This is a genomic window from Rhodococcus sp. OK611 (genome assembly GCF_003050885.1).
Lineage (GTDB): Bacteria > Actinomycetota > Actinomycetes > Mycobacteriales > Mycobacteriaceae > Rhodococcus_G > Rhodococcus_G oryzae.
Window position 1 is genome coordinate 66,129 of record NZ_QAOZ01000010.1, and the last position, 13,658, is coordinate 79,786.

At 69.8% G+C, this 13,658-nt stretch carries 14 protein-coding genes; 7 read left to right on the forward strand and 7 right to left on the reverse strand.

Features of this window, described 5'->3' with window-relative positions:
• Genes C8K38_RS13975 through mca form a run of 3 tightly spaced genes read right to left on the reverse strand, consistent with a single transcriptional unit; the run spans position 1 to position 3,222 of the window.
• The gene (locus C8K38_RS13975) at positions 1 to 2,028 is read right to left on the reverse strand and encodes a thioredoxin domain-containing protein (RefSeq protein ID WP_097212351.1); all 2,028 of its coding nucleotides are present in this window, start codon (positions 2,026 to 2,028) and stop codon (positions 1 to 3) included.
• A 10-nt stretch (positions 2,029 to 2,038) separates the two neighbouring features.
• The gene (locus C8K38_RS13980; RefSeq protein WP_097212350.1) at positions 2,039 to 2,329 is read right to left on the reverse strand and encodes a hypothetical protein; all 291 of its coding nucleotides are present in this window, start codon (positions 2,327 to 2,329) and stop codon (positions 2,039 to 2,041) included.
• Positions 2,326 to 3,222 (reverse strand): mycothiol conjugate amidase Mca, encoded by an 897-nt coding sequence (gene mca, locus C8K38_RS13985; protein ID WP_097212349.1) that lies wholly within the window; start codon positions 3,220 to 3,222, stop codon positions 2,326 to 2,328. Before mca ends, C8K38_RS13980 begins: the two co-directional genes overlap by 4 nt.
• Positions 3,223 to 3,418: 196 nt before the next feature.
• Between mca and C8K38_RS13990 the strand changes: the two genes are divergently transcribed.
• Positions 3,419 to 3,844 (forward strand): DUF4307 domain-containing protein, encoded by a 426-nt coding sequence (locus tag C8K38_RS13990; protein ID WP_097212348.1) that lies wholly within the window; start codon positions 3,419 to 3,421, stop codon positions 3,842 to 3,844.
• 276 nt (positions 3,845 to 4,120) lie between these two features.
• Positions 4,121 to 4,615, forward strand: a complete 495-nt coding sequence (greA, locus tag C8K38_RS13995; RefSeq protein ID WP_077042557.1) for a transcription elongation factor GreA — start codon at positions 4,121 to 4,123, stop codon at positions 4,613 to 4,615.
• A 101-nt stretch (positions 4,616 to 4,716) separates the two neighbouring features.
• Here the strand turns inward: greA and C8K38_RS14000 are convergent, their stop codons facing one another.
• Positions 4,717 to 5,673: a GlxA family transcriptional regulator gene (locus C8K38_RS14000; protein WP_097212347.1), complete on the reverse strand. Its 957-nt coding sequence runs from the start codon at positions 5,671 to 5,673 to the stop codon at positions 4,717 to 4,719.
• A 120-nt stretch (positions 5,674 to 5,793) separates the two neighbouring features.
• Here C8K38_RS14000 and C8K38_RS26890 point away from each other — a divergent pair, with 120 nt between their 5' ends.
• Positions 5,794 to 6,300: a hypothetical protein gene (locus C8K38_RS26890; RefSeq protein ID WP_143548474.1), complete on the forward strand. Its 507-nt coding sequence runs from the start codon at positions 5,794 to 5,796 to the stop codon at positions 6,298 to 6,300.
• A 512-nt stretch (positions 6,301 to 6,812) separates the two neighbouring features.
• Positions 6,813 to 7,046, forward strand: a complete 234-nt coding sequence (locus tag C8K38_RS27160; protein ID WP_181320859.1) for a hypothetical protein — start codon at positions 6,813 to 6,815, stop codon at positions 7,044 to 7,046.
• 645 nt (positions 7,047 to 7,691) lie between these two features.
• On the opposite strand, the gene C8K38_RS14010 is transcribed toward C8K38_RS27160, so the two are convergent.
• A complete protein-coding gene (locus C8K38_RS14010) occupies positions 7,692 to 9,014 on the reverse strand; it encodes a C40 family peptidase (protein ID WP_097212345.1) in 1,323 nt (440 codons plus the stop codon).
• 306 nt (positions 9,015 to 9,320) lie between these two features.
• Here C8K38_RS14010 and C8K38_RS14015 point away from each other — a divergent pair, with 306 nt between their 5' ends.
• The 3 genes from C8K38_RS14015 (at position 9,321) to C8K38_RS14025 (ending at position 11,122) form a co-directional block, all read left to right on the forward strand.
• Entirely contained in the window at positions 9,321 to 9,563 is a 243-nt protein-coding gene (locus C8K38_RS14015) for a hypothetical protein (RefSeq protein ID WP_097212344.1), read from the forward strand.
• Entirely contained in the window at positions 9,560 to 10,348 is a 789-nt protein-coding gene (locus tag C8K38_RS14020; protein ID WP_257017519.1) for an FAD:protein FMN transferase, read from the forward strand. The genes C8K38_RS14015 and C8K38_RS14020 overlap by 4 nt, the downstream gene beginning before the upstream one ends.
• A 66-nt stretch (positions 10,349 to 10,414) precedes the next feature.
• The gene (locus C8K38_RS14025) at positions 10,415 to 11,122 is read left to right on the forward strand and encodes a DM13 domain-containing protein (protein WP_097212343.1); all 708 of its coding nucleotides are present in this window, start codon (positions 10,415 to 10,417) and stop codon (positions 11,120 to 11,122) included.
• Between the two features lie 68 nt (positions 11,123 to 11,190).
• Here the strand turns inward: C8K38_RS14025 and ilvA are convergent, their stop codons facing one another.
• Both ilvA and C8K38_RS14035 read right to left on the reverse strand, forming a co-directional pair.
• Positions 11,191 to 12,354, reverse strand: coding sequence for a threonine ammonia-lyase (gene ilvA / locus C8K38_RS14030; protein WP_218840977.1), 1,164 nt, complete (start codon positions 12,352 to 12,354; stop codon positions 11,191 to 11,193).
• A 141-nt stretch (positions 12,355 to 12,495) separates the two neighbouring features.
• Positions 12,496 to 13,653, reverse strand: coding sequence for a cystathionine gamma-synthase (locus tag C8K38_RS14035; protein WP_097212342.1), 1,158 nt, complete (start codon positions 13,651 to 13,653; stop codon positions 12,496 to 12,498).
• Between the last annotated feature and the right edge of the window lie 5 nt (positions 13,654 to 13,658).

Below are 13,658 nucleotides of genomic sequence, written 5' to 3' on the forward strand. Positions count from 1 at the left end.
CTACGGAGCGTGGACCCCCAGCAGTCCACGCAACTCCTCGGCGCCGGTCACCGGCCGGTCGCAGACGAACCCTCGGCACACGTAGGCGGCAGGTTCGCCGTCGACCAGTGGGCGGTCGGCGAGCAGCGGCGACGTGTCCGGCGCACCGCCGATCACCACCGCACCACCCGGCGCCTCGCGCCGGGCCGCCTCCAACAGGCCGGCGCCGTCGCCGGTCATCGACACCGCCACCTGGATCGGTCCGCGCACCGAGGCCTCGGCCACGGCCAGCCAGTGCCCCGCGGACCTGGCCGCCCGCGCGAGCAACAGCGCCCCGCGGTCCAGGGTGTCCGCGGCCGCCGCGGCGTACCGGGCGGAACGCTCGGGACCGGCCAGCGCCGCGGCCGCCAGCAACGCCTCCGCCATCGTGGACGCCCCCGATGGCGTCGCCCCGTCGAAGGGGTCGCGCGGCCGGGTGATCAGGGCCTCTGCGTCGTCGGCGGTGTCGAACCAGCTGCCCGGTTCCTCGGGATCGGCAAAGTGTGCGATCGCCAGGTCGATGAGTTCCTCTGCGCGGGTGAGCCATTCGAGGTCACCGGTCGCCTGGTGCAGGGCGAGCAGCCCGACCGCCAGCGCGCCGTGGTCGTCGAGCACCGCGGCCGCGTCACCGACGACCCCACCGAGCGAGGCCCGGCGAAGCCGGCCGTCGACCAGATGCTCGCCGAGGAGCGTCCGGGCGCAGTGCGCCGCGGCCTCGACCCACTCGGGGCGACCGAGCCCGGCGCCCGCCTCGGCAAGGGCCGTGACCGCGAGACCGTTCCAGGCGGTGACGACCTTGTCGTCACGCCCCGGCTGCGGGCGAGCAGACCGCGCCTCGAACAGCCTGGACCGCACCGAATCCCAGCGCGCGGGGTCCTCGGGGTCCGCGGGCAGCTGCAGCACCGAGGTGCCCGCCTCGAAGGTGCCCGCGGAGCTCACGGCGAGCAGCCCGGCGGCCCACACACCGTCCTCGAAGCCCAGGACCGAGAGCAGCTCGTCCGGGGTCCACGCGTAGGTCAGGCCCTCGATGCCATCGGTGTCGGCGTCCAGCGCCGAGGCGAAACAGCCGGACTCGGTGCGCAGGTCCCGCAGTAGGAACTCGACCGTCTCCTCGGCCACCCGGATCGCCAGCGCCGACCCAGTACGCCGCCCCAGGTGGGCGTACGCCCGCAACAGCTGGGCATTGTCGTAGAGCATCTTCTCGAAGTGCGGGACCACCCAGTCGGCATCCACCGAGTAGCGCGCGAACCCGCCGCCCAGCTGGTCGTAGATCCCGCCGCGCGCCATCGCCTCCGCGGTGCGTTCCACCGCGGCGAGCACCTTCGCGTCACCGCTGCGCTCGTAGCCTCGCAGCAGCCCTTCCATCAGTGCGGACGGCGGGAACTTGGGCGCCGCCCCGAATCCGCCCCTGTCCCGGTCCTCGTCACGCAGCGCGGCGACGATCGCGGCGTCCAGCAGGTTCGCGTCGAGGACCACCTGCCCCCCGGGAACCCCGGCGGCGTTGGCGGTCAGCTGTGCCGTGATCGCGGCGGACGCCTCCTCCACCTCTCCTCGCCTGCCCCGCCAGGTGTCCGTGATGGCCTCGAGCAGCTGGGTGAAGGACGGCATCCCGCCGCGCGGCACCGTCGGGTAGTAGGTGCCGCAGTAGAACGGTTCGGCCGAGGGGGTCAGGAAGCAGGTCATCGGCCAGCCGCCCTGGCCGGTCATCGCGACCGTCGCGTTCATGTAGACCGCGTCGAGGTCCGGCCGCTCCTCGCGGTCGACCTTGATGCAGACGAAGTTCTCGTTCATCAGCGCCGCGGTCGCCTCGTCCTCGAAGGACTCGTGGGCCATCACGTGGCACCAATGGCAGGCGGAGTAGCCGACGGAGAGCAGGATCGGCACGTCTCGCTCGCGCGCCCACTCCAGCGCCTCCTGGCCCCACTGCTGCCAGTGCACGGGGTTGTCGGCGTGCTGACGCAGGTAGGGGCTCGTCGCCCCGCCGAGAGTGTTTCGGGCCAGGGCCGACATCGCGCGCTGCCTAGCTCGCCGAGCCGGTCGGCGGTTCGGCGTTCTTCCCGTCGGTGGGCGCCTCGCCCGCCGCGCCCCGATCGGTGCCCTCGTCCGCGGCCTGGTCGAGCTCGGGATGCTCCGGCTCGAAGGTGTCGGGCAGCTTGCGGAGCTGCTTGTTCATCGAGCGGACCAGCAGCACCGTGCCGACGAGCAGCGCGACGATGATGACGAAGCCGATCGGTGAGGCCTTGCCGAACTCCGGCCCGACCGGATTGCTGGGGGTCTGTGCCAGCCAGCCGGCCGCACTTGCCAAGATCACTTCTTCTCCTCAGGGTGGCCGTAGCCGACGTGGTCGATGCCTGCGAACAGGTCGGACTCCGGGATCGCGGTGCGCACCCTCGTCTTCGCGAGCTCGAACTCCTCCGTCGGCCAGATCTTCTGCTGGATGTCCAGCGGCACCGCGAAGAACGACCCGTTGGGGTCGATCTGGGTGGCGTGCGCACGCAGGGCGTCGTCGCGCTGCGGGAAGTAGTCACCGCAGACGATCTGGGTGGTCACCCGCGCCATCAGGTCGCCCTGCTCGGTCCGCCACTTCTTGAGCCACTCCGCCATCGGGAACTCCTCGCCGCGGCGGTCGTACTCGTCCTGGAACAGCAGCAGGCGCTTACGGATGAAGCCGTGCGAGTAGTAGAGCTTCAGCGGCTCCCACGGCTCCCCCACCCCCGGAAAACGCTCGGGGTCGCCCGCGGCCTCGAACGCGGCCACCGACACCTCGTGACAGCGGATGTGATCGGGGTGCGGGTATCCGCCGTTCTCGTCGTAGGTGGTGATGACGTGCGGACGGAACTCGCGGATCACCTTGACCAGCGCCTCGGTCGACTCCTCCAGCGGCACCAGCGCGAAGCAGCCCTCGGGCAGCGGCGGCAGCGGGTCGCCCTCGGGCAGCCCGGAGTCGACGAAGCCGAGCCAGAGCTGCTGGACGCCGAGGATGCGAGCGGCCTCGGCCATCTCCTCCTTGCGCACCTCGCTGATCCGGTCGCGCACGCCGGGCACATCCATCGCGGGGTTGAGGATGTCGCCGCGCTCGCCGCCGGTCAGCGTCACCACGAGAACCTCGTTGCCCTCGGCCGAGTACCGGGCCGTGGTGGCGGCGCCCTTGCTCGACTCGTCGTCGGGATGGGCGTGCACGGCCATGAGACGCAATCCGCTCACAGTGCTCCTTCACCTCAGCTTCGCCTGTAGCGACGTGGTGGTCCGACGCCGACGTCCGCCGACAACGCACCGTTGTCCTTCCCCTATAGTTCCACCCGGTACTTCCGCCGTCAGCCGTGGCCCCGCCCCAGCAGCGCGCGAGGTACACCGACCGGGCCGCCGCAGGCCCGGTGCCGCTGTACGAGAGCTGAGCGATATGACCGAGACGCCTCCCGCCGACCGTTACCCGACGCCAACGCGCGATCTGCGCGGATCCCGGGTGGTGGCGATCATCCTCAGCGTCGGCGTGGTGCTCCTTGGGCTCGCCCTGGCCTTCTTCGCGTACAACAAGTTCGCAGGCGACGACGTCGAGGGCCAGTCGATCGCGTACAACCTGGTGGACGAGTCGACGATCAGCATCCGGTTCACCGTGACCCGCGAGGACCCGTCCGAGTCCGCCGTCTGCATCGTGCGGGCCCGGTCGAGGGACGGCTCCGAGACCGGCCGCCGCGAGGTGTACCTGGGACCGTCCGACAGCGGCACCGTCGACGTGACCACGCTGATCAAGACGTCTCAGCGCCCCGCCATCGCCGATATCTACGGCTGCGGGACGACCGTGCCGGAGTACCTGACCAACGGCTGATCCGGCCGGACCGCCCCGGGCCCGCACCAGCGCGATTTTCATGGAGAAATCCCTGCTCGTGCTAGAATCCTCGGGTACACGGTTCCGGCTTTGGAACCGTGTATTGCTGCATTTGCGTATAGATGCATAGCGGCAGGGTGCACCGCTCACATGACTGAGCGAACCGGGGGGATCCAACCACCGGGGGTAGGCGCGCTCTCGTCGCCGAAGGCCACTGGAGTTCAGTGGCCCGCCCAGGGGACCCGGATGGGTTCCGACTACGAGGAGTGATCGAGCATGACCGAGACCCAGGTGACCTGGCTTACCCAGGAGTCACACGACCGGCTCAAGAGCGAACTCGACCAGCTCATTGCCAACCGCCCGGTCATCGCGGCCGAGATCAACGAGCGACGCGAGGAAGGCGACCTCAAGGAGAACGGCGGCTACCACGCGGCACGCGAGGAGCAGGGCCAGCAGGAGGCCCGCATCCGCCAGCTCCAGGAGCTGCTCAACAGCGCGAAGGTCGGCGAGGCGCCGACCCAGTCCGGTGTGGCACTGCCCGGTTCCGTGGTCAAGGTCTACTACGACGGCGACAAGTCCGACACCGAGACCTTCCTGATCGCCACCCGCGAAGAGGGCGCCCGCGACAACAAGCTCGAGGTCTACTCCCCCAACTCCCCGCTGGGCAGCGCGCTGCTCGAGGCGAAGGTCGGCGAGACCCGCAAGTACACGCTCCCCAACGGCAACACCATGCAGGTGACGCTCGTCAGCGCGGAGCCGTACCACAGCTGAGGCGGCACGCCGCCCGTTCGCGTTCATTTCCACCGGACCCCGGTTCGAGCATCGGCTCGAGCCGGGGTTTCGTGTTTTCCGAGGAAGTCAGGACGCGGTGATCATTGCGCTGCCCCGCGGAACTGGGCGCGGTGGGCCGCCGGACTGGTGCCGAGCATGCGGTGGAAGTGGTGGCGCAGGCTCACCGCGCTGCCGAAGCCGGTGTCACGGGCGATCCGGTCCACCGTCTCGTCGGTCGATTCGAGCAGCAGCCGGGCGTGGTCGGTGCGCTGCTGCAACAACCACTGCTGGGGGCTGGTGCCGGTGCGGTCCCTGAACCGCCGGGTGAAGGTGCGCCGCGACATCAGCGCCCGACGCGACCAGTTGTCCAGGTCGATGCCGGTGTCGAGGTGGGTGCGGGCCCACACCATCGCGTGCTCGATCGGATCGTCGGTGTCGTCGTCGGGCACCGCGACCGGGATGAACTGGGCCTGCGAGCCGTTGCGGTGCGGCGCGGTGACCAGCGACCGAGCCAGGTCGGTGGCGGCGCGGGCGCCCAGGTCGCCGCGCACGATGTGCAGGCAGCAGTCCAGTGCCGCGGCGACGCCCGCGGAGGTGATCACGTCGCCCAGATCGGTCCAGAGGTTGTCGGCACGCACGCGCACCTTCGGGAATGCGAGGGCCATCTCCTCGGCCGCGGCCCAGTGGGTGGTGAGTTCGCGACCGTCGGCCAGCCCGGTCGCCGCGATCGCCCAGGAACCCAGGCACAGCCCGACCAGTCGAGCGCCCCTCTCGTGGGCGGCGTGTACCGCCTCGTTCAGCGCGGGCGACACCCCGCGTCCGCGGAGCCAGCCGGGAAAGACCACCATGTCGGAGCCGGCCACCACGTCGAGGTCGTCTCGCACGGTGATGTCGAAACCGGCTGCGGTGGAAAGCGTTCCGGGCTCTTCGGCGCAGACCCGCACGTCATAGGGCGAGCCGGATTCGACGCCGGTGCCGGATCGGCCGAGCACCAGCGTTGGTACCGCCAGGTGGAACGGGCTGATTCCGTCGAACGCAACGACCGCTACCGAAAGCATGACCCGATCTTATCGATGGGTGGCCTCCCGGCCACTGGTCCACGCGAGTCGCGGTCTGCAAATGTTCTCGCCATGTTGCGAAAAATGTGGACCGGCAGTCGGTTGGGTGCGGTTCTGCGCATGCTGCTCGTGTTGGTCGTGCCGGTGGTGTTGCTGGCCGGATGCTCGAGCGGATCGGAATCCGGCGGCCCCGCGCCGAGCTCGGCGTCCACGACCTCGGCCAAGGTGACCAAGTCTGCGCCGCCGACGAGTTCGGCGGCCCCGGGCGCACCGCAGGCCGGGCCGGAATCGTGGGACGGCCACGCGCCCGCCCCGGCACCGGAGTCCTCGTACTACGAGTCGCCGGTCCAGGAGATCCCGCCGGGATACAACTGCGTGCCGGGCCCGGCATGCGGGACCGACAGCTGTGGCCACACCGAGTGCGGCATGACCACTGAAGGGTGTCCGCCCGGGGTCCCCGTCTGCGGGATCGGCAGCAACTGGACGGTTCCCCCGGCCACCACAACCGTCGCACCGCCGATCTCGACCTCGCCGGTGACGCCGTCGAGCGCGGCCACCTCCCCGGCGAGCGCGTCGACGACCACACCCGTCGAACCCGCGCCTGCTGTCGCCGCACCGGCGCCCTAGTTTCAAGGGCGGCGCTCGCCGGGTTCGCGTTGTCAAGTTCGCGTTGTCAAGAAGGTCGGGACCCGACCCGCACGCTGAGGAATTCGATGATGTCCTCGGGCTCAGTCTCCGCCCGCGTGTCGATCAGCGGTTTGCTTCCGGAGTTGGGCGCGAAGAACCGCATCCGGGAATTGCAACTGTCGCGGGGAAAATCCCTGAGCATCACCGTTCGCCACCCAGGAGTACCGCTCGAGAACGCACGGTTGGTGTAACTCGCAAGCAATCCGGCCGATTCGACCGCGTAGCGCCTTCGAGAGCGGGGGGCAGCACTCCTGGAAAGAAATTCTGATCTCGTGCATGCGCAACCGACTGGCACCTCACACCGGTACCCAAACATCTGGCTCTAGCCGCCCAACTCTAATACCGGACCGGCGCCTCTGAGCGCGTTCTTCATGTCTGTAGCGGCGGCGTACACGAATTCGCCGCCGACCGAGCAACGTACGGATCCATGGTGCGCGCTCGTATCGTTGTAGGTGTTCTTGGAACATCCCGATCCGCTGGAGGCCGATAGCAACTTGGCAGCGAAACTGGTCATCGGCCAGCGGCGTGCGACCGTGATCGGCCCCATTCAGCGCGTGCCACTGACTGGTCGTGACCTCGATCGTTACCAGTACCGGATAGATCACGTCCCTTTCGACATAGGGAAGATTCCATTTCGTCTTCGTCGATCGTCCGAAACTATCAAGTTCGTCCAGGTCACCGATTAAATCGAATAGTGCGTACGCGCGAAGGGCGTACCGAACCGGTGGTTGTTGCTGGTCTCTTAGTCGTTCTGAGATCGATGCGGCAAGCAATGACTCGAAGGCCTCCCCACATTCGCGCGCCCATACAATGAGCCTCTCGCGAGGTTGTTCAAAGTGACGTCGCGCAAAAACCGCCGCGTCCCATCCAGCGATTGCGACGCTTAGTGCGATCACGCCGATAATTGGGGCAAGTATGGCTGGCAACACCGGAGGTATCCCTTTCTGGTTGATGACACTCGGCGAATCGACGCTGTTTTTCGCGCCACGCGGGTCCTGACCCATCTCGGTGTGAGGCAGCGTTACCCCTGCGTCAGATACGCCCGCACCAACCCGGCAGGTATCCGCCTGCGATCGGAGGCCTCGATCCCCTTGCGCTCTCGCCCAGGCCCGGACGTCCGCCGGCTCCGGGTTCGTCGCCGGAATCTCGACCTGCACCACGGGTCCGGCCAGCGCGAATGTCCGCTCGATACCGGCCGTCGCTGCAGCGTGTAGTCCGGATCCGAATTCCGTGCGATCAGCAGGTCATCGGGCACGGCCTCCAGCGTAGGGAACTGCGAGCGATTTGCACCCCAGCCGGGGTACAAATCGCGCACGGGCGGCGGAGCCGCGTCACACCATCCGGCGGACCTTCATCCCGTCGAACACCGGCCCGACCCGGACCACGTCACCGGTCTGCGGGGCGTGCACCATCTGCCCGTTGCCGATGTAGATCGCGACGTGCCCCGGCCCACCCGACTGCCAGTTGCCGAACAGCAGGTCTCCGGGTCTGGCCTCGGCCAGCGGGATCTCCTCGCCGACGTTCCACTGGGTCTCTGAGGTCCGCGGCAGCTTCAGCAGGTCGCCGGTTGCGGCGTACACCGCGTAGGACGTCAGCCCGGAGCAGTCGAAGCCACCGCCGGAGGGCCCGTTGATGTTGCCGCCACCCCAGACGTAGGGCAGGCCCAGGTAGCGGAGCGCGGCCTCGACGATCTTGCCGCCGATCCCGTCGCCGAAGTTGCCGCCGACGAACGGGGTGAGGATCCCCGCGAATCGAGCCTCGCTGGCCCGGATCTTCTTCACGTACGGCTTGGTCTGGTTCTCGTAGTCGGGCAGCCCGGACGGCATCCCGCCGGACCGCCGCACGGCCCCGACCCCCGCGTTGTACCCGGCGATGGCCAGATCGAGGGTGTCGCCCTTGACCAGGCCCTGCTTCTGCCAGCCCTCGATCTCGGTGTACATGTCGCAGAGCAGGTGCCCCGACGCCATCACCGAGTCCGCGACGCCGAGGATGTCCGCCTTGCCGTCGCCGTCGGCGTCCTTGCCGTACTTGGCCCAGGTGCCGGGCATGAACTGGCCCGGCCCGCGCGCTCCGTCCCTGGACACCGGCGCCGTCGGGCCGTACCGGAAACCGTTCTCCGCCGAATAGAGCGCGGCGAGGACCGGGGGCTTGATGCCCTCACAGATCTCGCCCGCCTTCTTCAGCCACGGCACGAAGACCGCGATCGCGCCGATCGGGGCCATCACCATCTCGGGAAGGTCCGTCAATGCGTCGGGCAGCATCCGGCTCGGGTCGCCGCCGATCGGGGTCGCCTGCAGCGCGGGCGGCGCCGTGTAGCGGGGCGCCTCCGGCACCGGCGGCGCGACCACCGCGGGCGGCGGCACGGCCGGCACCCCCGGTGCAATCTGCGGGGCAGGTGGGAGGTACGGCTTGATTGAATCCTCCACTGCGGCAGCAGCATCCGCGACGGCCTGCTGTGCCTGACCCTGCATATTCTGGGGCAACATGCCGATGACGTCGTTGATCTGCTGCGACGCCGCGGGTGCCGACGCCTCGAAAGACTGAATCGCTTGTGCTGCTTGATCCTTCACCGGTAATGGGATGTCGGCCCCTTGAACGAGGCCGCCGAGGGCAGTGGCAACTGCCACGATCACCGCCGTTGGATCAACCGGCATTCGCAACTCCAAACTTCGAGCGGGCTATCAGGTGCAACGCTAGGTCCCCCGACCCGGCCGCGGGGCGATTTCGATCACATCGATCGAACCGTGTTTCCCGAACCCACACGACGCCTGTATCGCGGCGTGCCGGTCCGGCGTTAGCCGCCGCCGACTGTGCATCTGCCGGCGGATCGGCCCACTTCGGGCGGGGAAAACTGCGCACTCACGGAGCGTATGCCCGCGCACCGCGACATTTCAGGCCAAGAACCAGAATTTCAGCAGACCCTCAGGTCTCTCTCAGGCTCGCGGTGGATCCTGGTCGTCATGAGCGAGCGACCCGCAGAGCAGCCCCACCGGACGTCCCGATTCCGCCGTGCTGTCGCGGCGTCCGGCATCGTCGGTGCGCTCAGCGTCGGGTCCCTCGCCGGCGCCTCGTTCGCGCTCGGAGACGCCCCCTCCTCGGATTCGGGGACGGTCATCGCCGCCGATTCGAACCGCTCGAACGGCGCAGGCCCGGTCGTCACCCGGGGCGCCGGGCAGTTCGACGTGATCTCGGGCGGGTCGTGACCCTCGCGGCGGACAAGGCCGCGAAGAGCTGGTCGATGTGGGGTGTGCGCGCGACGGTGGTCGTGGCACACCCCGACATGCTGGAATCCGCCTGGAACATGGTCCGCGGCCACCTGGCCGCCGCCGACGTCGCGACCAGTGCCACCCGGGAAGACTCCGAGATCGCGGCACTCAACCGGTCCGCGGGCACCACGACCCGGGTGAGCGTCCTGCTCGCCGAGCAGGTCAGCAGGGCCCTCCTGGCCGCCGAGCTGACGGCGGGCGTCCTCGACCCCACCGTCGGCGGCACGCAACCGGACCGGTGGCGCTCCGTGACCGTCCGCGGCCACGACGTCACCCTCCCCGCCGGGCTGACCCTCGACGTGTCCGCGACCGCCCGCTCCGTCACGGCCGACCGCTGCGCCACCGCCGTCGCCGAGCTGCTCGGCTGCGGGGTGCTGGTCAGCCTCGGCGGCGACGTGGCGACCGCGGGTCCGGAGCCGCGCAGCGGCTGGCAGATCAAGGTCGAGGACCTGCCCGGCGACCCGTCGTGTCAGGTCTCGATCCCGTCCGGCTCCGGCCTCGCGACCGCCAGCACGGTCAGCCCGCTGCACCCGGATCCCGCCGGGGCGCCGCACTGGCGCACCGTGTCCGTGGTCGCGGGCTCCGCCCTGGCCGCCGCCGCGGCGAGCAGGGCGGCGGTCCGCGGGGGCGAGGAGACGCTCGCCTGGCTCGAGGAGCTCGGGATGCCGGCCAGGCTGGTGGACCAGGACTTCCGGGTCACCCGGCTCTGCGGCTGGCCGTGATCGACCGCGTCATCGCGCACGAGAACAACGCCACCGTGGCGAGCACCCGTGCCTACGCTTGACGACATGGCGATGCGATCCGGGCCCGAGATCGGCCCCTTCCGCCGTCGACGGTGGCTGACCGGATCGCTGCTCGTCCTGATCGCCGCGGGCCTGGCCGTGGGTGCCCTCGCCCTGATCTACGAGATCCCGCCGAACCTCATCTCGAACACCTCCACCCATCCCCGGACGCTCGCCATCGGCGCGGCCACCCTCGCCCTGTTCCTGCTGCTCGGCTGGACGCTCTACCGGCTGACCCGCCACGTCTGGATCGGCGCGCTCGCGCAGACCCTGCTCGCCGCCGCGGTCATCGCGCTCGTCATCGTGCCGACGTTCCGCGGCACCGACGTTCGAGAACCCGATCCACTCGTCGGGGTGGCCGTGCTCGAACCGGGCGGGGACCACCCGGGCGGCGCGCACGAGATCGGCGCCGCGAAGTTCGTCGGAATCGACCACGACGCAACGGGTTCCGCACGGCTACTGGACCTGGGCGACGGCCGCCGCGTGCTGCGCTTCGAGAACTTCGAGGTCGAGGCGGGACCCGACTACTTCGTGCACCTCATCGACGGGGCCGATGTCCGGAGCCCAGAGCCGGTCCGGCTGGGGGCGTTGAAGGGCAGCCGCGGCGACCAGAACTACGAGCTGCCCGCCGAGATCCAGATCGGCCAGGCCAGCACGGTGCTCATCTGGTGCCGGGTGTTCGACGTCCCGGTCGCGAACGCGACCATCGCCTAGGCGGCTGCGCCGCCCGTGCGCGGTTGACGAGTGTGGGGACTCGTCAACCGCGCACGGGCGCGGAGCGCCTACTCCTGCACCCGCACGGCGAAGCCGGCGGTGTCGAGGGCGCCCAGCACCTCGTCGCGGTGGTCGGGCCCCCTCGTTTCCAGAGTCAACAGCACCTCCACCTCGTCCAGGCCGAGGTCGCGGGCGGTCCGCGAGTGCACCACGTCCACCACGCTGGCGCCGCGCTCGCTCACCACGCCGAGTAGCCGCACCAGCCCACCCGGGCGGTCCGGGATGGTGACCCGCACGACCAGGTAGCGCCCGGCGGCCCGCAGGCCGTGGGTGATCACGTGGGTGAGCAGCAACGGGTCGATGTTGCCGCCGGACAACACCGCGCACACGGTCCCCTCCAGCCGCAGCTGTTCCGCCGCGCAGCTCATCAGGGCGGCCACCGCTGCCGCCCCCGCCGGCTCGACGATCAGCTTGGCCCGCTCGCTGCACAGCAACAGGGCCCGGGACAGCGCGTCTTCACTGACCGTGACCACCTCGTCCACCAGGGCGTCGACGTGCGCGAACGGCACCGCACCCGGGAGTCCGATGGCGATTCCGTCGGCCATGGTGGACAGGGCCTCCGCCTCGACGGGGGCGCCCTCGGCGAGCGACCTCGGCCAGGCCGCCGCCTGCTCGGCCTGCACGCCGACGAGGCGCACCCGGCGGCCCGAGTCCCGGACCGCCGCCGCGATCCCGGCGAGCAGACCGCCACCGCCGGTCGGCACCACGATGGTCCCTACCTCCGGCAGCTGCTCGAGGATCTCCAGCCCGACGGTGGCCTGGCCCGCGACCACGTCGACGTGATCGAACGGGTGGATGAGCACGGCCCCGGTCGCGGCGGCGAACTCCTTGGCTGCCACGAGTGCCTCGTCGACGGTGTGACCGCGCAGGTGGACCGTCGCACCGTACGCCTTGGTCGCGACGAGCTTCGGCAGCGCCGCGCCGACCGGCATGAAGACCGTGGACTCGATGCCGAGCCGGCTGGCGGCCCAGGCGACACCCTGCGCATGGTTGCCTGCGCTGGCTGCCACCACACCGCCCGCCCGCTGCTCGGGGGTCAGGTTCGCGATCCGGTTGTAGGCGCCACGAGGTTTGAAAGAGCCTGTGCGCTGAAGGTTTTCACACTTGAGCCACACGTCGTGGGCGCAGCGCTCCGAGAGCACCCGCGACGCGACCATCGGTGTCCTGCGCATCACCGGGGCGAGTCGGTCGGCCGCCGCCGCGATCTGTTCCCTCGTCACGAGTTCCACAGCGCCAGCGTAAGGCGCCTGCGGCGCCCGTGCGCGGTTGACGAGTCTCAGGACTCGTCAACCGCGCACGGGCAGCGGAGCTGCCTACTTCAGTGCCTGCTCCACATCGGCGATGAGGTCGGCGGCGTCCTCGATGCCGACCGAGAGCCGGACCAGGTCGTCCGGCACCTCGAGCGCGGAGCCCGCGGTCGACGCGTGGGTCATCGCGCCGGGGTGCTCGATCAGCGACTCGACACCGCCGAGGGACTCGGCGAGCGTGAAGATCTCAGTCCGCGAGCAGAAGTCGAGCGCGGCCTGCTTGCCGCCCTTGAGACGCACCGAGATCATGCCGCCGAAGCGACGCATCTGCTTGGCCGCGACCTTGTGGCCCGGGTGCGACTCGAGACCCGGGTAGATCACCTGCGAGACCGCGGCGTGGCCGGTGAGCAGGTCGACGATCTGCTCGGCGTTCTCGCTGTGCCGCTCCATCCGCAGCGCGAGGGTCTTGATGCCGCGCATGGTCAGGTACGCGTCGAAAGGGCCGGGCACCGCGCCCGCGCCGTTCTGCAGGAACGCGAAGGCGGTGTCGAGTTCCTCGTCGTCGGTGATGAGCGCGCCGCCGACGACGTCGGAGTGCCCGCCGATGTACTTGGTGGTCGAATGCAGCGCGATGTCCGCACCGAGGCCGAGCGGCTGCTGCAGGTACGGCGACGCGAAGGTGTTGTCCACCACCAGCTTTGCCCCGGCCTCGTGCGCGACTCCGGCCAGCGCCTCGATGTCGCCGATGTTGAGCAGCGGGTTGGTCGGGGTCTCCACCCACACCAGCTTGGTGTTCGGGCGGATCGCGGCGCGGACCGCGTCCACATCGGACACCGCGGCCGGAGTGTGCTCGATGCCCCACTGGGTGAACACCTTGTCGATCAGCCGGAAGGTGCCGCCGTAGGCATCGTTCGGGATCACCAGGTGATCACCGGGGCGCAGGACCGAGCGCAGCAGGCAGTCCGTGGCCGCCATGCCGGACGCGAACGCGCGACCATAGGTGCCCGACTCGAGGGCGGCGAGGTTGGCCTCGAGCGGACGCCGGGTCGGGTTCCCGGTGCGCGCGTACTCGAACCCGCTCCGCATCCCGCCGACGCCGTCCTGGGCGAAGGTCGAGCTGGCGTAGATCGGCACGTTCACCGCGCCGGTCAGCGGATCCGGCTCGTACCCGGCGTGAACGGCCCTGGTGGAGAACCCCTGCTCTGCGTTGCTGTGCTCGCTCATGCCGG